This is a genomic window from Staphylococcus delphini (assembly GCF_900636325.1).
Taxonomy (GTDB): Bacteria; Bacillota; Bacilli; order Staphylococcales; family Staphylococcaceae; genus Staphylococcus; species Staphylococcus delphini.
On sequence record NZ_LR134263.1, the window covers coordinates 1,393,479 to 1,416,378 of the forward strand.

Annotated in this window: 24 protein-coding genes; 23 read left to right on the forward strand and 1 reads right to left on the reverse strand. The window is 38.2% G+C overall.

Going from position 1 to position 22,900, the window contains the following annotated elements; translation table 11 throughout:
* Nucleotides 1–42 precede the first annotated feature (42 nt).
* From cymR to EL101_RS13265, 4 genes are all read left to right on the forward strand, one after another.
* Nucleotides 43–462: a cysteine metabolism transcriptional regulator CymR gene (cymR, locus tag EL101_RS06615; protein WP_096597099.1), complete on the forward strand. Its 420-nt coding sequence runs from the start codon at nt 43–45 to the stop codon at nt 460–462.
* A gap of 40 nt (nt 463–502) precedes the next feature.
* Nucleotides 503–1,333, forward strand: a complete 831-nt coding sequence (locus EL101_RS06620) for an aldo/keto reductase (RefSeq protein WP_096597097.1) — start codon at nt 503–505, stop codon at nt 1,331–1,333.
* A gap of 67 nt (nt 1,334–1,400) precedes the next feature.
* Nucleotides 1,401–1,586, forward strand: coding sequence for a CsbD family protein (locus EL101_RS06625; RefSeq protein WP_096541591.1), 186 nt, complete (start codon nt 1,401–1,403; stop codon nt 1,584–1,586).
* 36 nt (nt 1,587–1,622) lie between these two features.
* Nucleotides 1,623–1,784 carry a hypothetical protein gene (locus EL101_RS13265; RefSeq protein ID WP_164715577.1) on the forward strand — a complete coding sequence of 54 codons (162 nt, stop codon included), beginning with the start codon at nt 1,623–1,625 and terminating at the stop codon, nt 1,782–1,784.
* A 266-nt stretch (nt 1,785–2,050) separates the two neighbouring features.
* Here the strand turns inward: EL101_RS13265 and EL101_RS06630 are convergent, their stop codons facing one another.
* Nucleotides 2,051–3,064, reverse strand: a complete 1,014-nt coding sequence (locus EL101_RS06630) for an LLM class flavin-dependent oxidoreductase (protein WP_096597095.1) — start codon at nt 3,062–3,064, stop codon at nt 2,051–2,053.
* A 213-nt stretch (nt 3,065–3,277) separates the two neighbouring features.
* Between EL101_RS06630 and EL101_RS06635 the strand changes: the two genes are divergently transcribed.
* The 19 genes from EL101_RS06635 to EL101_RS06725 all read left to right on the forward strand — a co-directional run bounded on the left by EL101_RS06635 (nt 3,278) and on the right by EL101_RS06725 (nt 22,812).
* Nucleotides 3,278–4,423: a cysteine desulfurase family protein gene (locus EL101_RS06635; protein WP_096541681.1), complete on the forward strand. Its 1,146-nt coding sequence runs from the start codon at nt 3,278–3,280 to the stop codon at nt 4,421–4,423.
* A gap of 32 nt (nt 4,424–4,455) precedes the next feature.
* Nucleotides 4,456–5,535 carry a tRNA 2-thiouridine(34) synthase MnmA gene (gene mnmA, locus EL101_RS06640; RefSeq protein ID WP_155259758.1) on the forward strand — a complete coding sequence of 360 codons (1,080 nt, stop codon included), beginning with the start codon at nt 4,456–4,458 and terminating at the stop codon, nt 5,533–5,535.
* 15 nt (nt 5,536–5,550) lie between these two features.
* Nucleotides 5,551–6,225 carry a tetratricopeptide repeat protein gene (locus tag EL101_RS06645; protein WP_096541587.1) on the forward strand — a complete coding sequence of 225 codons (675 nt, stop codon included), beginning with the start codon at nt 5,551–5,553 and terminating at the stop codon, nt 6,223–6,225.
* Nucleotides 6,226–6,227: 2 nt separating this feature from the next.
* Nucleotides 6,228–8,627 carry an SF1B family DNA helicase RecD2 gene (recD2, locus tag EL101_RS06650; protein ID WP_096597093.1) on the forward strand — a complete coding sequence of 800 codons (2,400 nt, stop codon included), beginning with the start codon at nt 6,228–6,230 and terminating at the stop codon, nt 8,625–8,627.
* 245 nt (nt 8,628–8,872) lie between these two features.
* Nucleotides 8,873–11,506 carry an alanine--tRNA ligase gene (gene alaS / locus EL101_RS06655; protein ID WP_096597091.1) on the forward strand — a complete coding sequence of 878 codons (2,634 nt, stop codon included), beginning with the start codon at nt 8,873–8,875 and terminating at the stop codon, nt 11,504–11,506.
* 59 nt (nt 11,507–11,565) lie between these two features.
* Entirely contained in the window at nt 11,566–11,838 is a 273-nt protein-coding gene (locus tag EL101_RS06660; protein WP_096597089.1) for an IreB family regulatory phosphoprotein, read from the forward strand.
* Nucleotides 11,831–12,259 carry a Holliday junction resolvase RuvX gene (gene ruvX, locus EL101_RS06665; RefSeq protein ID WP_096541581.1) on the forward strand — a complete coding sequence of 143 codons (429 nt, stop codon included), beginning with the start codon at nt 11,831–11,833 and terminating at the stop codon, nt 12,257–12,259. Before EL101_RS06660 ends, ruvX begins: the two co-directional genes overlap by 8 nt.
* A gap of 13 nt (nt 12,260–12,272) precedes the next feature.
* On the forward strand, nt 12,273–12,605 hold the full coding sequence (locus tag EL101_RS06670) for a DUF1292 domain-containing protein (RefSeq protein WP_096597087.1): 333 nt from the start codon (nt 12,273–12,275) through the stop codon (nt 12,603–12,605).
* A gap of 411 nt (nt 12,606–13,016) precedes the next feature.
* Nucleotides 13,017–13,661 (forward strand): O-methyltransferase, encoded by a 645-nt coding sequence (locus EL101_RS06675; protein ID WP_096597085.1) that lies wholly within the window; start codon nt 13,017–13,019, stop codon nt 13,659–13,661.
* Nucleotides 13,654–14,583: a peptidase U32 family protein gene (locus EL101_RS06680; RefSeq protein WP_096597083.1), complete on the forward strand. Its 930-nt coding sequence runs from the start codon at nt 13,654–13,656 to the stop codon at nt 14,581–14,583. Before EL101_RS06675 ends, EL101_RS06680 begins: the two co-directional genes overlap by 8 nt.
* 18 nt (nt 14,584–14,601) lie before the next feature.
* Nucleotides 14,602–15,867 carry a peptidase U32 family protein gene (locus EL101_RS06685; protein ID WP_096597081.1) on the forward strand — a complete coding sequence of 422 codons (1,266 nt, stop codon included), beginning with the start codon at nt 14,602–14,604 and terminating at the stop codon, nt 15,865–15,867.
* 3 nt (nt 15,868–15,870) lie between these two features.
* A complete protein-coding gene (gene udk, locus EL101_RS06690) occupies nt 15,871–16,494 on the forward strand; it encodes a uridine kinase (protein WP_014613750.1) in 624 nt (207 codons plus the stop codon).
* 26 nt (nt 16,495–16,520) lie between these two features.
* Entirely contained in the window at nt 16,521–16,997 is a 477-nt protein-coding gene (gene greA / locus EL101_RS06695; protein WP_014613751.1) for a transcription elongation factor GreA, read from the forward strand.
* A gap of 255 nt (nt 16,998–17,252) precedes the next feature.
* Nucleotides 17,253–17,987, forward strand: coding sequence for a 5-oxoprolinase subunit PxpB (gene pxpB / locus EL101_RS06700; protein WP_096597079.1), 735 nt, complete (start codon nt 17,253–17,255; stop codon nt 17,985–17,987).
* Nucleotides 17,977–19,002 carry a 5-oxoprolinase subunit C family protein gene (locus tag EL101_RS06705; RefSeq protein WP_096597077.1) on the forward strand — a complete coding sequence of 342 codons (1,026 nt, stop codon included), beginning with the start codon at nt 17,977–17,979 and terminating at the stop codon, nt 19,000–19,002. Before pxpB ends, EL101_RS06705 begins: the two co-directional genes overlap by 11 nt.
* Complete coding sequence (locus tag EL101_RS06710) at nt 18,993–19,439, forward strand: acetyl-CoA carboxylase biotin carboxyl carrier protein (RefSeq protein ID WP_096597075.1); 447 nt, start codon at nt 18,993–18,995, stop codon at nt 19,437–19,439. Before EL101_RS06705 ends, EL101_RS06710 begins: the two co-directional genes overlap by 10 nt.
* A gap of 12 nt (nt 19,440–19,451) precedes the next feature.
* Nucleotides 19,452–20,822: an acetyl-CoA carboxylase biotin carboxylase subunit gene (locus EL101_RS06715; protein WP_096541567.1), complete on the forward strand. Its 1,371-nt coding sequence runs from the start codon at nt 19,452–19,454 to the stop codon at nt 20,820–20,822.
* Nucleotides 20,812–21,570, forward strand: coding sequence for a 5-oxoprolinase subunit PxpA (pxpA, locus tag EL101_RS06720; RefSeq protein WP_096597073.1), 759 nt, complete (start codon nt 20,812–20,814; stop codon nt 21,568–21,570). The genes EL101_RS06715 and pxpA overlap by 11 nt, the downstream gene beginning before the upstream one ends.
* A gap of 3 nt (nt 21,571–21,573) precedes the next feature.
* A complete protein-coding gene (locus EL101_RS06725) occupies nt 21,574–22,812 on the forward strand; it encodes an NRAMP family divalent metal transporter (RefSeq protein WP_096597111.1) in 1,239 nt (412 codons plus the stop codon).
* Nucleotides 22,813–22,900: the final 88 nt, after the last annotated feature.

The window sequence follows — 22,900 nt, forward strand, 5'->3', positions numbered from 1 at the left end:
GCTAAAATAAAAATAAATCGGATGATGTAAGGTGAGGTAAAAATGAAAATATCCACTAAAGGAAGATATGGTTTAACATTAATGATCGCTTTAGCTAAACGACACGGATCTGGTTGTGTGTCATTGAAAACGATCGCTGAAGAAAATGGTTTAAGTGATCTCTATTTAGAACAACTCGTAGGCCCACTTAGAAATGCGGGTCTCATTAGAAGTGTAAGAGGTGCAAAGGGCGGGTATGAATTAAAGATGCCAGCGACTGAAATTACTGCGGGTGATATTATCCGCTTACTCGAAGGCCCATTGACTATCGTAGAACGTATGGAATCTGAACCGCCTGGTCAACAACAATTATGGCTACGTATGCGTAATGCGGTGAGGGAGGTACTTGATCAAACGACATTACAATCTCTTGCTGAATATCAGGATAAAGATGCTTTAGAAGGTTACATGTTTTATATTTAATCTCATTAAGCGCATTTTGCCAGAATTTAAGGAGGATATTATGGAACAGTTTACTTTGAAAGATGGACAATTTATCGATCAATTAGGCTTCGGTACATATAAATTAAATGGAACAAAAGGTGCGCATGCGATGACGGATGCATTGAATATGGGTTATCGTTTATTAGACACCGCATACAATTATGAAAATGAAGGCGCTGTTGGCAAAGCGATTCAACAGAGTCACGTGCAGCGAGACAAGATTTGGATCACTTCAAAATTACCCGGACGCTACCAAAGTGAATCGCATGTTTATGAAACGATTCAAGAATCATTATATCGTCTTGGTTTAGACTATCTTGATTTCTACTTAATTCATTGGCCTAATCCAAAACAAGGTAAATTTGTAGAAGCATGGAAAGCAATGATTGCAGCACAAAAATCTGGATTAGTCAGACATATCGGTGTTTGTAATTTCCTACCTGAACATATTGAGCAACTTGAAAAAGAAACAGGTGTGTTACCAGCAATTAACCAAATTGAGTTACATCCTTATTTTAACCAAAAAGAGATGATTGCCTATCATGAAGAGAAAGGCATCTTGACACAAGCGTGGAGTCCATTAGGTCGAGACAATGGTGTGATGGATGAACCTGTATTAAAACAACTTTCATCAAAATATGACAAAACAGTCGCTCAAGTCATTTTAAGATGGCATATTCAAAATGGTGTCATGCCGATACCGAAAGCGACATCATCAAAACGTCAACTTGAGAACTTTGACATTTTCGATTTCCATATCACGGATGAAGATTTACAAGCGATTGACCAATTGACGCGTGCTGACGGTCGACGCAAGAACCAAGATCCTGCTGTTTACGAAGAATTTTAATAGGATGTTTAAGCCTCTGGAGAATGTGGAATAGTTACATTGAAACATTCTTAAGGAGGCATTACTTATGGCAGATCAAGAGAACAAATTCGAACAAGCTAAAGGTAACATCAAAGAAACAGTCGGTAATGTAACAGACAACGAATCATTAGAAAATGAAGGTAAGCAAGATAAAGCTTCTGGTAAAGCTAAAGAAGTCGTTGAAAATGTAAAAGATAAAGCAAATGACATGATTGATAAGTTTAAGAAATAATTTTGGGTTAAAAATCATGATGAAAGGATGAGTATAATGGATAAAAAACAAGGCGAAGAATATTTAAACAAAGCAAAAGACGCTTATAATAAATATCAAGATAGTCAAAAAGGTGACAACAAAGATAATAAAGATGGCGGTAGTTTAGTCGATAAAGCGAAAGATGCTTTAGATAAATTTACTGGCGGTAATAAATAATCAATCAATGACAACGGTTGTGGGTAGATGCCTGCAGCCGTTTTTTTGATGCTGTTGATGTGATCATTGTGGGGCATGAGGTATGGGAATCACGAAATGCTTATCCATGTACACAACTTATATTTTACATTGGGTAGCGAGATGTTGCACAATCATGTCATTAACGCCAAAAACAAACTTGCCAACGCTTCTCATCAAATATGAAACGTTGGCAAGTTCAATGGCGTGTACCAAAAATAAAGTATTACTGTAAATAGCATGATGCTTTATCGTTTTTCGTTACGTTCGTCAATCAATGCTTTAAAGTAGCGATATGAGCGATGTTGCAAGGCAGTGTCATAAATATAACTGATGGCCATTATCTCATCAATCCACCCGTGTTTTTGTAAAAAGGCGTCTAATTGTTGATTAACAGATGCTTTATCACCAATTAGTGAGTGCTGTAGACGGGCTTCAGCCATTGCGATTTCTCTCGGTGATAACAGTTGACTCAAATCTTCAGTAGGGGGCTGCATTTTGTTCATTCTACCTCTTAGAATACTTGCAAAGATTTGAGATTGGGTCGTAGCAAGATACTGCGCTTCTTCATCCGAGTCTGCCATAATGACATTTAAACAAACGATGATATAGGGTTCTTGTAAATATTCGGACGGCTCAAAAAGGTCTTTATAAATTGCAATAGCTTCTTGCATTTGTTGTGGTGCAAAATGACCTGCAAAAACGTAAGGTAATCCTTCTCTAGCAGCTAAATGTGAAGAATCCGTTGAAGAGCCGAGAATATAAATCGGTACATTTTTGTTAACTGCAGGAATGGCTTTGACATAGCCTTGTTTCGTATCTGGACCAAAATATTGCAGTAACTGTTGCACTTCGTCAGGAAATTGATACACACCTTGATGTTGATTACGACGGAGTGCACTTGCGGTTGCCATGTCTGTCCCAGGTGCGCGCCCTAAGCCAAGGTCTACACGATCTCCATATAACGTGCTTAACGTACCAAATTGTTCAGCTACGACAAGCGGGGCATGATTCGGTAACATAATCCCTCCAGAGCCAATTCTCAATTCGTTCGTATGGTGTAATGCATGTTGAATGAGCAATGCAGTCGCTGAACTGACAAGGTTAGGTGCGTTGTGATGTTCTGCAATCCATAATCGCTCGTATTGATTTTGTTCTAAATGCTGAGCGAGTGCCACCATTTGTGCGATTGCTTCTTTTTCATTATTTCCTTCTCTAATCGGAACAAGATTTAATGCTGAGTATTTCATAGGATTTGGCATCGTTATAACACTCCTTTTCATAGCGCTAGTATAACATTTGTCTCATCTTCAACTCACAAAAACTGCTTTTTGGCATACATTGAATTATAAAGATGTAAAGATTACAATAGAAATGATTATAAACGTAAAAAAACACGCAATCACTGTACTAGAATTTTTAGAAAGCAAGTGCTAAAATAGGAACATTGATTATAAGAAAGGGCTGACGTAATGATGGGTGTTTATGCAGATTATGCGGCAACAACGCCAGTAAAACCTGAAGTTGCTGAAAAAATGATGGCTGTTTATCAAACACATTTTGGTAATCCTTCTTCGATACATTCACAAGGGCGAGATGCGAGAAGATTACTAGATGAATCAAGGAAAACGGTTGCACAATATTTAAATGCGAAACCGAATGAAGTCATTTTTACCAGTGGGGCAACCGAGTCTAACAATACTGTCATTAAAGGCATTGCCTATGCAAACGAAGCAAAAGGGAAGCATCTCATTACGACAAAGATTGAACATCACTCTGTACTGCATGTTTTCGAATACCTCGAGCAACAAGGGTTTGAAGTGACGTATTTAGACGTTGATGCTGGAGGACTCATTGATTTAGAGCAGTTAAAACAAAGTATACGTGAAGATACGACGCTCGTGTCAATCATGTTCGTAAATAATGAAGTCGGTACAGTTCAGCATGTTTATGACATCCAAGACGTGTTAGCTGACCATGACGTCTACTTTCATATGGATGCCGTTCAAGCAGTCGGTCATTTGCCAATTGATGTAGAAGAATTAGCTGTCGATGCATTAAGTATGACGGCGCATAAATTTGGTGGTCCTAAAGGGGTCGGCGTTCTTTATGTTAAAACGGGCACACGCATCACATATCCGCAATTAGGTGGCGAACAAGAAACGAAACGTCGTGCTGGAACTGAAAATGTACCGCAAATTGTAGGCCTTGCGACAGCGTTAACTTTAGCTGAAGCTTCACGTGATGATAATAATGTGCATTTGACACGATTAAAAGAACAATTGATCGTCGGTTTACAAGAACGTGCAATTCCATTTGAATACAATGGTTCAATGATTGATACGACGAACCATATTATTAATTTGCATTTCCCATTTGTCGATGTGGAAACATTATTAACGTTACTCGATTTAGCAGGCGTCTATGTTTCATCAGGATCCGCTTGTACTGCTGGTTCAACGATTCCTTCCCACGTTTTGTTAGCGATGTATGGCGAACAATCATCACGTGTGGATCATTCGATTCGGATTAGTTTAAATGAACAAGTCACTGAAGCAGATATTAGAGAAATTGTGATTGAAATACAGAAAATATATTTAAAATTTAAGGAGGAACAATAGTGACCAACCAAAACACACGTGTCGTAGTCGGCATGTCAGGTGGTGTAGACAGTTCAGTAACTGCCCATCTATTGAAAGAACAAGGCTACGATGTGATCGGTATATTTATGAAAAACTGGGATGATACGGATGAGTTTGGCGTATGTACAGCGACAGAAGATTACAATGATGTGATTGCGGTATGTAACCAAATCGGCATCCCTTACTATGCAGTCAATTTTGAGAAAGAGTATTGGGATAAAGTGTTTACGTACTTTTTAGATGAATATAAAAAAGGACGTACACCGAATCCAGATGTCATGTGTAATAAAGAAATTAAATTCAAAGCCTTTTTAGACCATGCATTAAAACTTGGTGCGGATTATGTAGCGACTGGCCATTATGCGCGTGTACGTCATCACGAAGATGGTTCAGTAGAAATGTTACGTGGCGTCGATAACAATAAAGATCAAACGTATTTCTTGAATCAGTTGACTGAAGCACAATTAAGTAAAGTGATGTTTCCAATTGGTGATATCGATAAGCAAAAAGTCCGTGAAATTGCGTTAGAACAAGATTTAGCCACAGCGAAGAAAAAAGATTCAACAGGGATTTGTTTTATTGGTGAGCGTAATTTTAAAACATTTTTATCGCAATATTTACCTGCGCAACCAGGTGAAATGCGTACACTTAATGGTGAATTGAAAGGTCAACATGGCGGTCTCATGTATTATACGATTGGCCAAAGACATGGGCTCGGTATTGGTGGCGATGGAGATCCTTGGTTCGTCGTAGGTAAAAACTTAGAAGACAACATTTTATACGTTGAACAAGGTTTCCATCACGATGCATTATACAGCGACTATTTAATCGCTTCTGATGTGTCATTTGTGAATGCAACAGACTTAACTGAGCCGTTGAAATGTACGGCCAAATTTAGATACCGTCAAAAAGATGTCGGCGTTACTGTGACTGCACATGGTGACGATGCAGTAAAAGTGACGTTCGACGAGCCAGTTCGCGCCATTACACCTGGCCAAGCTGTCGTATTTTACGATGGCGATGTATGTTTAGGCGGTGCAACAATTGATGACGTCTATAAAAAAGACGGCCAACTTGATTATGTCGTATAGGAAAAGGTGATTCAAATGGAACTTGAACAGATTCATCAACTCATTCAACAAGGACAATTCGAACGTGCATTACAAGAAAGTTTTAACAATATTGAAGCACATCCTGATGAAGTCGAAAATTATATCAATTCAGGTGTGTTATTAGCAGAAGCAGGCGAAATTGATAAAGCTGAACGTTTTTTTCAACGTGCACTGACGATTAAACCAGATAACGGTGTGATTTATTATAATTTGGCGAATGTTTACTTTAATGAAGACCGTTTTCAAGAAGCAGTTAAATTATATCAAGAAGCTTTATCGCACCATGTCGATCATAAAGATACGCATTATATGCTAGGACTATCCTTGATCCAGCTCGACGCTAAGAAGCAAGCCTTGCCTTATTTAATGCGTGCAGCAGAGTTAGACGCTCAATTTGAAGATCTTGAAGTCCAATTTCAATTTGCGTTGCTCATGTGTGAGTTGGAAATGTTTGATCAGGCGATACCGATTTTGAATCAAATATTAGAGCGCGATCCACAACATGCAGACGCACAATACAACTTAACATTAGCGCTTTACATGCTCAATGAAAATATCGATGCGGCCATTCAAGGCTTTGAACGTGCAGTACAAATGGATGAACAACATTTACTCAGTCAGCACGCACTGAAAACATTTCGATTAATAAAAGCCGAAGAGGAGGCGTAACCATGGAAAATCCAACACTGTTTGACCATACATTTATTAAAGGCACCGTAGAAATGATTTTGTTTCATAATGCGGACAACCATTATACAGTGCTTAAAGTGGAAATTGAAGAAACAAATGGCGACTTTGATGATATGGCAACAGTGGTTGGATACTTTCCGAATATGGTAGAAGATGAGACGTACACTTTTAAAGGTCAAGTCGTGCAACATGCAAGATATGGTCAGCAATTAAAAGCAGAGACGTTTCAAAAAGAAATTCCTCATACCAAAGATGCCGTTATTGCGTATTTATCTAGTGAATTGTTTAAAGGGATTGGTAAAAAAACGGCAGAATCCATTGTCAATACGTTAGGTGAAAATGCGATTCATGACATTTTGAAAGACGAATCTGTCATTGAACGGGTGCCTAAACTGTCTAAAGCGAAACAACAACAAATTGTCGAGCAGATTTATGCCAACCAAGAAAGTGAACAAGTGATGATTCGATTGAACGAACTGGGGTTTGGTTCAAAGCTTGCGATGGACATTTACAAGTTTTATAAAAGTGATACGTTAACGGTACTCGACCAAAATCCGTATCAACTTGTTTATGACATTAAAGGGGTTGGTTTTAACAAAGCTGACCAACTGGCCCAACAGCTCGGTATTCATCCTGAGCATCCCGATCGTTTGAAAGCCGGATTACTTTATTTAGTTGAAGAGACGTGTATTAAACAAGGTCATACGTACCTCCCACAAGAAGCGTTAATCAATGAAACGATTCAACTGCTGTCTCAAGCCAAAGCATCAAGTATCGACTATGACACCATGACGCAAATTTTGGCTGAATTAGTTGAAGAAAAGCGTCTAGTCAATCAAGATGAAATGGTGGCCATCCCAAGTCTTTATTATTCGGAAATTAAAAGCACACAAAATTTATATAAAATATTTGCCAATCGCGAACATTTAACAACATTTGATGCGTCTGATATCCAATTACATATTGGGGGAATTGAAGAGGTCAATGAAGTGCATTATGCCCCTTCTCAAAAAGAGGCTTTAGAATATGCTATCCGACATAAAGTTATGCTCCTCACGGGTGGACCAGGTACAGGAAAGACAACTGTCATTAAAGGGATTGTCCAGTTATACGCAGAAATTCATGGCATCTCATTAGATTACGATGACTATTCAGATGAAGATGATTATCCGGTCGTATTAGCTGCACCAACCGGAAGAGCGTCTAAACGTTTACATGAAGCAACAGGGTTAGAAGCAATGACGATTCACCGCTTAATAGGGTGGAATCAAGATACGAAACCACAAGACAAGTTAGACAATGAAATTCATGCGAAATTGATTATTATTGATGAGATGTCTATGGTGGACACTTGGCTATTCCATCAATTTATGGATGCAGTGCCTATCGATGCACAAGTCGTATTAGTTGGTGATGAAGACCAGCTCCCATCAGTTGGCCCCGGACAAGTTTTTAAAGATCTCATTGACGCGAATGTATTACCGCGCATTAATTTAACTGAAGTTTATCGCCAACAGGACGGCTCCAGTATTATTGATTTAGCGCATCGCATGAAACTCGGTGAAAAAGTCGATATTACCCAACGTTTTCACGATCGTTCGTTTATTCCATGTCAAACCGATCAAATTCCACAAGTTGTAGAAAAAGTGGTCAACAATGCTGTGCAAAAAGGCTATACGATGGCAGATATTCAAGTGCTCGCACCGATGTATCGTGGGAATGCAGGGATTAAAAAGCTTAACCAAATTTTACAAGACATTTTGAATCCATTGTCAGACGAATCGCAACGTGAGATTGAATTTGGTGATGTCCTATTTCGTAAAGGCGACAAAGTATTGCAACTGATTAATCGTCCGAACGACAATGTGTTTAATGGCGATATTGGTGTCATTGTCGGAATTTTTTGGGCAAAGGAAAATGCTTTAAATAAAGATGTCGTGGTCGTCGATTATGATGGGAATGAAATTACTTATTTACGCTCTGATTTGACGGAATTGACCCATGCCTATTGTACTTCGATTCATAAAGCACAAGGTTCAGAGTTTCCGATCGTTATTATGCCCATTGTTAAGCAATATTTTAGAATGTTGCAAAAGCCGATTTTATATACTGGATTAACGCGTGCCAAACAATCGCTCGTTTTTCTAGGTGATGCGGATGCTTTTAATATCGGGTTAGCGACTGCAGGTCAAACGCGGTTAACGCAATTACAAACGTTCTTAACGCAATATTTTAATCCGGAAGATAGTGAGGATGAAGTAGATACTGATACGGATTCTGCTGCGTTTATTTTAACTGAAGCGACTATGTTTAAAATTCACCCGATGATTAATATGGGTGAAGTCACACCGTATGACTTTTTAGAAATTGACAAAGTTTAAACCTTTTTTATATAATCAAAGTTAAGTTCAAGTGCATAGCCGAGTAAATGAGTATCCACTTCACAGAGACGTACAAGTTGCTGAGAATGTACGAGTGTGATTCATTGAACGCTACTATGTATGAGCACGTATATGATAATGAGTGATGGCAACATAGCCATAACTAGGGTGGTACCGCGAAACATTCGTCCCTTTTTGAGAGACGGGTGTTTTTTTGTATCTATTTGAATCAAGGAGTTGTAAAGATGAAAAAATTAAAAGCAAGTGATATTCGTCAAATGTATATTGACTTTTTTGTTGAGAAAGGCCATATGGTTGAACCTTCAGCGCCATTAGTTCCGATTGACGATGATTCATTACTATGGATTAACTCAGGGGTTGCGACATTAAAAAAATATTTTGATGGTCGTGAAATTCCGAAAAAACCACGTATCGTGAACGCACAAAAATCAATCCGTACGAACGATATTGAAAATGTAGGTTTCACTGCACGCCACCATACATTCTTTGAAATGTTGGGTAATTTCTCGATTGGTGATTACTTTAAACGTGAAGCGATTGAATTTGCATGGGAATTTTTAACAAGTGAACGTTGGATGGCGATGGAACCTGAAAAATTGTATGTAACGATTCACCCTGAAGATACTGAGGCGTATGATTTATGGACAAATGTAGTGGGTTTGACTGAAGACCGTATCATCCGTATTGAAGGGAACTTCTGGGATATTGGTGAAGGACCATCTGGACCCAATACAGAAATTTTCTATGACCGCGGTGAAGCGTATGGACAAGATGATCCAGCTGAAGAAATGTATCCAGGTGGCGAAAACGAACGCTATTTAGAAGTATGGAACCTCGTATTCAGTGAGTTTAACCATAATAAAGATCATACGTATACACCACTACCAAGTAAAAATATTGATACGGGCATGGGATTAGAACGTATGACTTCTATTTCCCAAGACGTACGTACCAACTATGAAACAGACTTATTCATGCCAATTATCGGTCAAGTTGAAGCCATTTCAGGTAAAAAATATTTAGTCGATAAAGATAACGATGTCGCATTTAAAGTTATTGCGGACCATATTCGTACGATTGCTTTTGCTATTTCTGATGGCGCATTACCTGCGAATGAGGGCCGAGGCTATGTTTTACGTCGTTTATTACGTCGTGCGGTCAGATTTAGCCAAACGTTAGAAATCAACGAACCATTTATGTATCAATTGGTAGATATTGTGGCAGACATTATGGAACCTTACTATCCAAATGTAAAAGAAAAAGCAGATTTTATTGCACGTGTCATTAAATCTGAAGAAGAACGCTTCCATGAAACACTAGAGGAAGGTCTAGCGATTTTAAACGACTTAATCAAACAAGCTAAATCTTCAAACGAAACAATTGCGGGAGAAGATGCGTTTAAATTATATGACACATACGGTTTCCCAATTGAGTTAACTGAAGAAATTACGCTTAATGAAGGCTTAGCGATTGATATGGATTCATTTAATGACCATATGGAAGCACAACGTGAACGTGCACGTAAAGCAAGACAAAGCAGTCAATCGATGCAAGTTCAAAGCGAAGTGTTAAAAGAGATCAACACAGCGAGCACGTTTTTAGGTTACGAAGCGTTTGAAACACATGCGAAAATTACAGATATCGTGCGTGACGGTGAACGTGTGACGACGGCTGATGCAGGTGAGACGATTCATTTTATTTTGGATCAAACACCATTCTATGCAGTAAGCGGTGGTCAAGTGGCCGACAAAGGTACGGTGAGCAATGCGCAATTTGAAATTCAAGTGACAGAAGTCATTAAAGCGCCAAATGGTCAACATTTACACACAGGTGTCGTTCAATTTGGTGAAGTTCGTGAAGCGGCTGAAGTCACTGCAACGATCGATCGTCAAGCAAGAACGGCAATTATGAAAAACCATAGTGCCACTCACTTATTACATGCGGCATTGAAAAAAGTTTTAGGTGATCATGTCAATCAAGCTGGTTCATTAGTCGATAGTGACCGTCTCCGTTTTGACTTCTCACATATCGCACCAATGACAGCTGAAGAAATCAAGCAAGTTGAACAAATGGTCAATGAAGAAATTTGGAACAGTATTCCAGTTGATATTCAAGAAATGAACATTGAAGATGCGAAAGCTAAAGGTGCGATGGCGTTATTTGGTGAAAAATATGGCGACATCGTACGTGTTGTTGACATGCAACCATTTTCAATCGAGCTTTGTGGTGGGACACATGTTCGCAATACCTCAGAAATTGGTTTATTTAAAATAACAAGCGAATCTGGTACAGGTGCGGGTGTCCGTCGTATCGAAGCGGTGACAGGTCAAAATGCATTCCTTTATTTAGAACACTACTTAGATCAATTCAATGCGGTGAAGCAACAAGTGAAAGCAAAATCGGATGCACAAGTCATTGAAAAAGTTGAACAACTTCAATATAATGAAAAAACATTGAAGCAAACGATTGAAGACAAAAACAAAGCCTTAAATGAATTGAAAATGGGCAATATTAAAGATCAAGTCGAAACGATTAACGACATGTCCGTGCTGATTACTGAAGTTGAGGTTGACAATGCGAAAGCGATGCGTACAACGATGGATGACTTTAAATCAAAATTACAAGATAGTATTATCGTTTTAGCAAGTGATGTCGGTGGTAAAGTTTCATTAATTGCAAGTGTACCGAAAGCTTTGACGGATCGTGTGAAAGCCGGAGACCTTATTAAAAATATGGCACCAGTCGTTGGCGGCAAAGGTGGTGGCCGTCCGGATATGGCACAAGGTGGCGGTACTGAACCTGACAAGATAACAGAAGCATTACAATTTATTAAAAACTATATTAAATCGTTATCATGAGTGTTGAATTCATGTAAAATGAAAGAGTAATCTCATTATGGTTTAAGGAGTGTTAGACTATGGCTAATTTTGATAAAACAATGAAATTCAACTATGACGAACTTCCAAAAGACAATGTCGAAACAGTTTTAAACAACGTCTACAATACCCTAGAAGAGCGCGGATATAATGCTGTCAATCAGATTGTAGGTTATTTACTGTCAGGTGATCCCGCGTATATCCCTCGTCATAACGAAGCACGTAACCAAATCAGACGTATCGATCGAGATGATATTATGGAAGAGTTAGTGTCATACTACTTACAAAACCATAGTAAGGACGAGCATGCTTAAACATAAAATTATCGGGTTAGATGTTGGAAGCCGTACAGTTGGTGTTGCGATTAGTGATTTGATGGGTTGGACAGCACAAGGTTTAGATACACTCCAAATTAACGAAGAAGAAAATGAGCTCGGCATCGATGCCTTAATTGACATCATACAAAAGGAAAATGTGGGTACGGTTGTCATTGGATTACCAAAAAATATGAACAATTCTATTGGCTTTCGTGGTGAAGCTTCGTTAAAATATAAAGATGCACTTGCAGAGCGGATGCCTCATTTAGAAATTATAATGTGGGATGAGCGTTTAAGTACAATGGCTGCAGAACGTTCATTGTTAGAAGCCGACGTATCGAGAGCAAAAAGAAAAAAAGTGATTGATAAAATGGCTGCGGTCTTCATTTTACAAGGCTATTTAGATGGATTGAATTAAGGAGAGAGCGAATATGACAAACGAAAACCATAATCAAGAAATTGAAATTAAAAATGACGAAACTTTATTAACTTTATTTGATGAAGAAGGTAATGAAGTCTTATACCGTAAAATGTTAGAGTTTTATCATCCTGGTTTTGAAAAAGAGTATGTGATCCTTGCAGAAGAAGGCGCACAAGCAGATGACGATGATTTAATTGAATTGATTCCTATGATTAACGAGCCAGACGAATCAGGAGAAGGCGGACGCTTTTTACCTGTTGAGACGGATGAAGAATGGGATATGATTGAAGAAGTTGTCAATACGAATATGGATGATGAACACGACCATGATCATGAGCTTTAATAGCTGATGAGAATCACAGAGTAGGCATTGAAAGATGTGCCTGCTCTTTTTTTCTTTTAAATGATTGTTCAGCTCGTCTCCCATTCATTTCATAAAAAATAAGGGATAAGTTGGGAGGTATTTGTCCCAATCCGTAAATGGTGATTGATTTTGTCATCGTTCTTTCTAAAACATTTTAAATGAGCTTTATTAAATTCCATGAAATGTTTTACTAAAATGAGGATTGATGCTTATCAGTCTAGCAATTATGTGATAAAATGTATAGAAGTCATTTTAAAGTGCTATGAATGAGCGGATCAATGTGTGCCATATCCGTGATGATGCATATACAGACATCAAAGTTAAATCAGTCCAACTTGGCTGGTTTATTTTTTGATGATTTTTAGAATATAAAAAGGAAGTCAAAAATACATGGAAGATAAAAATCAATCATATCTTTTAGGCTTAAAACAATATGACAACGATATCGACCAATTGCGTCACTACGCAGAGACGCATCAAGTGCCTATTGTCGATCAGCTTTCTTTAGATCTCATTCAACAAATCATTCGTCTACATCAACCAAAAGAAATATTAGAAGTCGGTAGTGCCATTGGTTATAGTGCGATGCAATTCGCTTCAGTGGATAAAGCGATTAACGTGACGACCATTGAACGTAATGAAGCAATGATTCAACAAGCGAAAACAAATATTCGTCAATATGGTTATGCGGATCAAATTCGTTTAATTGAAGCAGATGCGACAGAAGCATTTGAACTCGTAAATGACCGTATTTATGATATGATTTTTATCGATGCTGCTAAAGCACAATCACAACGCTTTTTTGAGCTTTATAGTCCATTATTACGCGAAAAAGGTGTTTTGATTACAGATAATATTTTATACCATGGTTTCGTTGCGGACATTGACGTGGTCAGAAGTCGCAATGTGAAACAGATGGTAAAAAAGGTACAACGATACAATCAATGGCTAAGTCAACAGCAAGGTTTTACAACGAATTTTATTCATATGGATGATGGGCTAGCGATATCAATAAAGGAGAGTAAACATGACTGAGTTATTAGTGACACCGAAGTCTTTAAGTCACATCGAAACCTTAATTGAAAAAGGGGCAGATGCATTTGTTATCGGTGAAGAAAAGTTTGGCTTAAGATTAGCCGGGGAATTCAATCGAGAAGAGATGAAAAAAGCGGTTGAAATCATTCATCATGCTGGTAAAAAAGCATATGCTGCAGTGAATGGTATTTTCCATAACTACCATATTCCAGCACTTGAAGATTATATCGCGTTTTTACATGAAATTAGAGTAGATCGAATTATTTTTGGCGATCCTGCAGTGGTGATGATTGTAAAACAACAAGAAAATCCAATTCCGTTAAACTGGAATGCAGAAACACTCGTTACGAACCACTTCCAATGTAATTATTGGGGAAGACGTGGTGCGAAAAGAGCGGTACTTGCGCGTGAGTTAAGTTTAGAAGAAATCTTGAACATCAAAGCAAATAGTGATGTTGAGATTGAAGTGCAGGTCCATGGTATGACGTGTATGTTCCAATCGAAACGTATGTTATTAGGTAACTACTATACATTCCAAGACCGTCAAATGAAAATTCAACGTAATGAAACAGCAACGGACAGTCAATTATTGCTTTACGATGAAGAGCGCGATAATAAATATCCAGTTTTTGAAGATTATAATGGTACGCATATTATGTCGCCGAACGATATTTGTTTAATTGAAGAGCTAGAACCATTATTTGAAGCGGGAATCGACAGTTTGAAAATTGATGGGATTCTCCAATCAGAAGAATACATCAATGTAGCGACTGAGCAATACCGTGAAGCGATTGACTTATACGAAGAAGATCCAGAAGCGTATGAAGATGAAAAATTTATGCTTGTAGACCCAATTGAAGCAATACAACCAGAGCATCGACCGTTTGATGAAGGATTCTATTACAAGCAAACAGTATACTAAAGATAGGAGAGAGCATGGATGAAGGTACTTGAAGAAGTTAAGCCAGCAATGAAAGCGAAAATGAAAAAGCCTGAGTTACTCGCGCCTGCTGGTAATTTAGAAAAGTTAAAAATCGCCGTTCATTACGGTGCAGATGCTGTATTCATCGGCGGTCAAGAGTATGGTTTACGTTCAAATGCGGACAATTTTACAATGGACGAAATTCGTGAAGGCGTTGAATTTGCAAATCGATACGGTGCTAAAATTTATATAACGACAAATATTATTGCGCATGATGAAAATATGGAAGGTCTTGATGACTATTTAGAGCAATTAGAAGCAACAGGTGCAACAGGTATTATTGTAGCAGACCCATTAATTATTGAAACGTGTAAACGTGTCGCGCCGAAGTTGGAAATCCATTTATCTACACAGCAATCATTAAGTAACTATAAAGCGGTAGAATATTGGAAAGAAGAAGGTTTAGACCGTGTCGTACTTGCGCGTGAAACTGGTGCAATGGAAATGCAAGAAATTAAAGATAAAGTGGATATCGAAATTGAAGCTTTCATTCACGGTGCGATGTGTATTGCGTATTCAGGTCGTTGTACATTGAGTAACCATATGACAGCACGTGATTCTAACCGTGGGGGGTGTTGCCAAAGTTGTCGTTGGGATTATGACTTATTAACAGTTGATAATGACGGCGAACTCGATGTTTATTATGAAGATGGCAATGCCGTGCCATTTGCGATGAGTCCACGTGATTTAAAATTAATTGAATCCATTCCTAACATGATGGATTTAGGTATCGACTCACTTAAAATCGAAGGCCGAATGAAGTCTATTCACTATATTGCAACAGTCGTTTCAGTTTATCGTAAAGTGATTGATGCGTACGCTGCAGACCCAGAAAACTTCAAAATCAAACCGGAATGGCTCTTTGAATTAGATAAATGTGCAAACCGTGATACCGCACCCGCCTTTTTCAAGGGGACACCCGGTTATGAAGAACAAATGTTTGGAAATGAATCAAGTAAAAAAGCACCATTTGACTTTATCGGCTTAGTATTAGACTATGATAAAGACAGTCAAATGGCGACAATCCAACAAAGAAATCACTTTAAACCAGGTCAAGAAGTCGAGTTTTTCGGACCTGAAATTCAAACCTTTAAACAAGTCGTCGATAAGATTTATGATGAAGAAGGAAATGAACTTGATGCGGCACGACACCCACTACAAATCGTGCAAATCAAAGTTGACCAGCCTATTTATCCAAACAACATGATGAGAAAGGAAGTTTAAAGAATGGCAACAACGATCATTGGTATTGCTGGAGGCTCTGGTTCGGGTAAGACATCTGTGACAAATAAAATTATGAATAATTTAGAAGGTCATAGTGTTGCACTTATTGAACAAGACTATTATTACAAAGACCAATCACATCTGACATTTGAACAACGTCTTAAAACAAATTATGACCATCCATTTGCGTTTGATAATGATTTGTTAATCCAAAATCTTAAATCATTACAGTCAGGTCAAAGTGTAGAAGTACCGACTTATGACTATACAAATCATACGCGCAGTGATAAAACGATTGCATTTCAACCTAAAGATGTTATTATCGTAGAAGGTATATTTGCGCTCGAGAATGAAGAATTGCGCAATATGATGGATGTTAAGATTTACGTAGACACTGATGCAGATTTAAGGATTTTACGCCGTCTTGTGAGAGATACTAAAGAGCGTGGTCGTACAATGGAATCTGTAATTGATCAGTATCTTACTGTTGTGAGGCCAATGCATAACCAATTTATTGAACCAACGAAAAAATTCGCGGATATTATTATTCCTGAAGGTGGTTCCAATAAAGTTGCTATTGACATCATGACAACTAAGATTCAAGCACTTGTACGTAAAAAAGATTAAATCATAGTTAAAGGAAGATGCAGACAATGGAAAACCAAAAACAATATCCAATGACGCAAGAAGGATACGAAAAACTTGAAAAAGAATTAGAAGAATTAAAAACAGTCAAACGCCCTGAAGTGGTTGAAAAAATTAAAGTTGCACGTAGTTTTGGTGACTTATCTGAGAACTCAGAGTACGATGCAGCGAAAGATGAACAAGGGTTTATCGAGCAGGACATTCAACGTATTGAAACCATGTTACGTCATGCTTTAATCATTGAAGATACAGGTGACAACCATGTTGTCCAAATTGGTAAAACAGTAACATTCGTTGAGCTTCCAGGTAACGACGAAGAGTCTTATCAAATCGTGGGTTCAGCAGAATCTGATGCATTTAATGGTAAGATTTCAAACGAATCTCCAATGGCACAAGCGCTCATCGGTAAACAAGTGGATGACGAAGTACGTGTTCCACTTCCAAATGGCGGCGAAATGAACGTTAAAATTGTAGATATTCATTAATCAATGCGGCAAATTGATATGCGTACAAGCATCATCTCATAATACAATTTAATATTTGATATGAGGCATCATAAGAAAAATGGCTGGGAAAACTTCATCGTATCCCAGCTTATTTTTTATACTTATAAGTTAACTAGATCGTTAGGATGATAATTCCGAGCGTTATTCTCTTATATTCATCAATACTTAATTGTCACTGATACTGTATAATGATAAAATATATAATTGTAAGGGCTTTCTGAAAGGGGGATGTACATGCATTTTCGACAAATTAGCGAGCAATCTTTTATAATCTACTTCAAAGCCGAAATTAGTGAATCGGTCTATGAACATGTTAATGCTGTAGTGGAGCATATTCAAATGATGAACCATCCACACATTCATGAAATTGTACCTTCTTATCGTGCGATTATGGTGTATTTCGATGGCATTCAAACAGATTTCGAAACGTTAATTCAAGCACTACAACTTGATACATTCGACATGCAACAAACGAAGGTAAATACGGTTCAAAAGAGAATCGTGAATATCCCAGTTCTCTATGGTGGAAAATGGGGACCAGATATTGAGATTGTAGCGGATCATAACGATTTAACGGTTGATGAAGTGATACAATATCATACAGAAAATCATTATCTTGTTTATATGATTGGATTTATGCCTGGATTTCCATTTTTAGGCGGTTTGAGTCCTCAGCTTCATACACCGAGAAAAGAAGAACCAAGAATTAAAATTGATGCAGGCTCAGTTGGGATAGCAAATAATCAAACAGGTTTATATCCATCTGATTCACCAGGAGGTTGGCAAATTATTGGACGTACACCGATTGATGTTTTTAATCCGAAACGGGAGCCTAAAATTTTATATCAACCTGGGGACAGAATTAAATTTTATTCCATTAATGAAGAACAATTTTTACATATTCAAAAGTATGTGTGTAAAAATCAATTAGACTATGACGAATGGGTGATGATAGAAGATGGCCATTAAAATAATTAAACCTGGATTGTTTACGACAGTTCAAGACAAAGGACGTTCAGGCCATCAGTTTGAAGGTTATTCTCCTGCTGGCGTGATGGATCGCCCGAGTTATGAAATCTTAAACACTTTATTAGAAACAGAGGGACAACCTGCATTAGAATTTACGATGATTGGCCCAACGATCAAATTTCTCGATCAAAACTTATTTGCGATGACTGGTGCGCCATTTTCTGCTACGTTAAATGGGCAACCTGTGCCACATCAAACTGTCATTAAAGTTGAAAAAAATGATGTTTTAGAAATAGGGCGTGTCATTCACGGGATGCGTGGTTATATCGGATTTGCGAAAACACTAGATATTCCACTTTTTGAAGGCAGCTATGCGACACATACACGGACAGGAATTGGTGGTTTCAAAGGTCGTGCATTAAAAGCCAATGATATTATTCCTACACAATCTTCATTTTTAGATTATCAACTCATCGGCCGTTCGAGTGATTTTTCAAGTTTTACGAAAGCGCGACAATTACCGATTGGATTAATGGATGGACCACAGCTAGAATCATTTACACGTCGTACGATTAAAGAACTTGAGCAGCTCGAATTCACTATTTCAGAAAATTCAGATCGGATGGGGTATCGGCTTAAAGGACCAACGATACAACCTTTTACAGAGGCTGATATTATTTCTGAACCCGTCGCATTAGGAAGTGTCCAAGTGCCTAAAGATGGTCATCCGATTATTTTGCTCAACGACCGACAAACAGTAGGGGGGTATACCAAAATAGGCACAGTGATTGATTCTGATATTGTTGATATTGTCCAAAAACAACCTGGTGATAAGGTGAAATTCGAATGGATGACATTTAACGAGGCGAATGAAATATTAGCACGAAAAAATAGAAAGTTAGAAGAGGCGAAAGCACAAATTCGTCAACGACCTCAACGTTTACTGCACAATATTAGACCTACACAACAAAAAATTAAAACGGTTCTAAAAGGAGATAGTATACCATGGACTTAAAACAAATCGAGCAAACATTAAATTTATTAAAGCAATATGGCGCGAAGCATTTTAAATATCGTGATGATGAGATGGAGCTAGAACTGGATTTATCGTCCATTCAACAAACAGAAGCGTCTGTAGCCCCACCACAAAACCCGCAACCGTCAAACCAACACGTAGAACAAACACAGCAAACAACTGATTCTGCAGAAGATGATACAAAAGCGATTCGTTCTCAGATGATTGGGACATTTTATTTACAAGATGAAAAAGAATTAACTAAACCTGCTGTAAAAGTAGGCGATAAAGTCAATAAAGGGGATATTATCGGCTACATTGAAGCGATGAAAGTGATGAATGAAGTAACAGCAGATGAGTCAGGTGAAGTTCAAGAAGTGTTGGTCGGTCATGGTGAAAATATAGAATTTAATCAAGTCATTTTAACATTGAAGTAAAGGGGGGATTAGATGTTTCGAGTATTAGTTGCAAACAGAGGTGAAATTGCGGTTCGTATTATACGTGCGTTAAGAGAGCTAAAAATGGAGTCTGTCGCTATTTATGCTGTGGGTGATGAAAATAGTCTACATGTTAAATTAGCAGATCAGGCAGTTTGTATCGGCCAAGCGAACCCTCTAGACAGTTATTTAAATATACGTAAAATATTAGCTGCTGCTGAAATCACAAAAGCAAACGCTATACATCCCGGTTATGGCTTTTTATCTGAAAGTCCTGTGTTTGCTGAAAAGGTTGAAAATGAAGGGCTTTACTTTATCGGGCCGACGAAAGAAACGATGCAACGAATGGGCGATAAAATTACTGCGCGCCAAACGGTTGATGAAGCAGGTGTGCCGATTATACCTGGATCTAAATCGTCAGTCGAATCTGTTGATGAAATTAAAACACTTGCTGAAGAAATCGGCTATCCGCTCGTTATTAAAGCAGCGAGTGGTGGCGGCGGCAAAGGGATTCGTATTGTCAAAGAAGAGTCACAACTTGAACGTGCATTCAAAGAGGCGAAAAGTGAAGGCAACAAATATTTCAATGATGATCGAGTTTATGTTGAAGCATTTATACCTGTTGCGAAACATGTTGAGGTGCAAGTGCTTGGAGATGGACAATCACGTTATATTCATTTAGGGGAACGGGACTGTTCAGTGCAGCGTAAAAATCAAAAACTGATTGAAGAGTCACCATGTAGTGCATTAACTGAAGAAAAACGTGAGAAAATTTGTAATGATGCTGTCAAAGTCGCAAAAGCAGCACAATACCGCAGTGCGGGTACAATTGAATTCTTAGTTACTGAAGATGCGTATTATTTTATTGAAATGAATGCACGTATTCAAGTTGAGCATACAGTGACGGAAATGCGCACAGATGTCGACTTAGTACGTGAACAACTCCGTATTATGCAAGAGGGTACACTTTCACTTACACAAGACGATATTCATTTTTATGGGCATGTCATTGAAGCGAGAATTAATGCAGAAGACCCACAAAAAGCATTTCGTCCGACACCGGGTACAGTTCAAAGATTGCATTTACCTCAAGGATTCAATGTACGTGTTGACTCTTTACTTTATAGTGGTTATACTGTTTCTTCATACTATGATTCACTCGTCGCAAAAGTAATTGTTAAAGGTGAAAATCGTGCACATGCGATTGAAAAATTAAAAGTCACATTAGATGAACTGGTGATTGATGGGTTTACAACGACAGCAGATTTCTTATATGCAGTCTTATCTTATCCACCATATTATGAAGGCGATGCACGTGATGTAGACATCAAATTCTTAGATCGTCATCGTATTTTTAAGGAGGAGAATGAAGATGAAAGTTGATTTAAACTGCGATTTAGGAGAAAGCTTTGGTAACTATCAAATCGGCAACGACCGAGAAGTTTTACCATTGATTACCTCTGCCAATGTTGCCTGTGGTTTTCATGCGGGTGATGAAAATGTGATGGCTGAAACTGTACGACTTGCTAAAGAAAACGGCGTACGTGTAGGTGCCCATCCCGGTTTTCCAGATCTACAAGGTTTTGGCCGACGCAATATGGATATGTCTTTAACTGAGATTTATAACATGGTCGTTTATCAAGTAGGTGCTTTAAAAATGTTTTGTGATATTAATGGTGTGGTGCTTAATCATGTTAAACCGCATGGCGCGCTTTATCAAATGGCTGTGAGAGACGAAGCCATTGCACGTACGATTGCCTCAGCAGTGTATGATATTGATCCGAATCTGTATTTAGTCGGATTATCAAAATCTTTACTCATTGATGCCGGCAAAGCACAACGTCTTAAAGTCGCGTCTGAAGTATTTGCGGACCGTCGTTACGAAAGTGATGGTCAATTAGTGAGCCGTAAAAAAGAAGGCGCAACGATTGAAGACAGTGAAGAAGCCATTGCGCAAGTAGTACAAATGGTAACGGAAGGCACAGTTAAAGCGATTTCAGGTGAAGTAATTGAGATTGAAGCAGATACAATTTGCGTTCATGGTGATGGGGCCCATGCACTTGAATTCGTTAAAGAAATTCGTTCGCGTTTATCAGAAGTGAATGTCGATATTGTAACTTTAGGGGGTTAAATGATGAAGAAACAATCCAATCAAATTAAAAAACCAGGTGAATTTGTATTCACTAAAGCGCATCGAAGGTTGTTACTCGGCTCTGTTTTTTTAATGGCCACTTCTGCAATTGGACCTGCATTTTTAACACAAACTGCAGTGTTTACTGAACAATTTTTGGCAAGTTTTGCATTTGCAATTTTATTATCTATCATTATTGATATTGGGGCACAAATTAATATTTGGCGTGTCCTTGTCGTAACGGGTTATCGAGGTCAAGAAATTGCTAATGAAGTCGTTAAAGGGTTAGGTACTTTTATTTCTTTCCTTATCGCGTTAGGGGGATTGGCATTTAATATTGGGAATATTGCCGGAGCTGGACTAGGTTTAAACGCCATCTTTGGTTTAGATGTTCGTGTAGGTTCAGCGATTACTGCGGTTATTGCGATTCTCGTTTTTATTTCTAAAAATGGCCAGAAAATCATGGACGTCATTACGATGATTCTCGGCGTGCTTATGATTTTAATTGTGGCTTATGTGATGATTCAATCCAATCCGCCATATGTAGAAGCCGCACAACGTATGGTATTGCCAGAAAATCCTTCAGCACTTGTTCTGCCCATTATTACATTAGTAGGTGGCACTGTAGGCGGCTATATTACATTTGCAGGGGCGCACCGTATTCTTGATGCAGGGATTAAAGGGAAAGACTACTTACCATTTGTGAATCGTTCAGCTATTTCGGCGATTTTAACAACAGGTGTGATGCGGAGTTTACTATTTTTAGCAGTACTTGGTGTTGTTGTCACAGGTGTCGCTTTAAATCCTGAAAACCCACCAGCTTCTGTCTTTGAACACGCTATTGGACCAATCGGTAAAAATATTTTTGGTATCGTACTGTTTGCGGCGGCGATGTCATCTGTTATTGGTTCAGCGTATACGAGTACGACATTTATTAAAACAATGCACAACAAGTTGAGAACGTACGATAATTATGTTGTCGTGACATTTATCGTGGTATCGACATTGATTTTCTTATTTATCGGTCGTCCGGTTAAATTATTAATTATTGCTGGTGCGTTAAACGGTTTAATTCTTCCTATTATTTTAGGTACTGTATTAATTGCTTCGAAAAATAAGCGTATCGTTGGAGATTATCAACACCCGACTTGGATGTTATTATTCGGTATTGTTGCAGTTCTCGTTACAATCTTTACCGGCTTCTTCTCGTTACAAGGTTTAGCTGCATTGTGGAGTCAATGATCGCACCCATGGTTGAGAGGAAATTTTGCTATATTTTTTAACTGAATAACTTGCCCTCTTTCTGAGCATGTCAATGGCTTGTGATTGC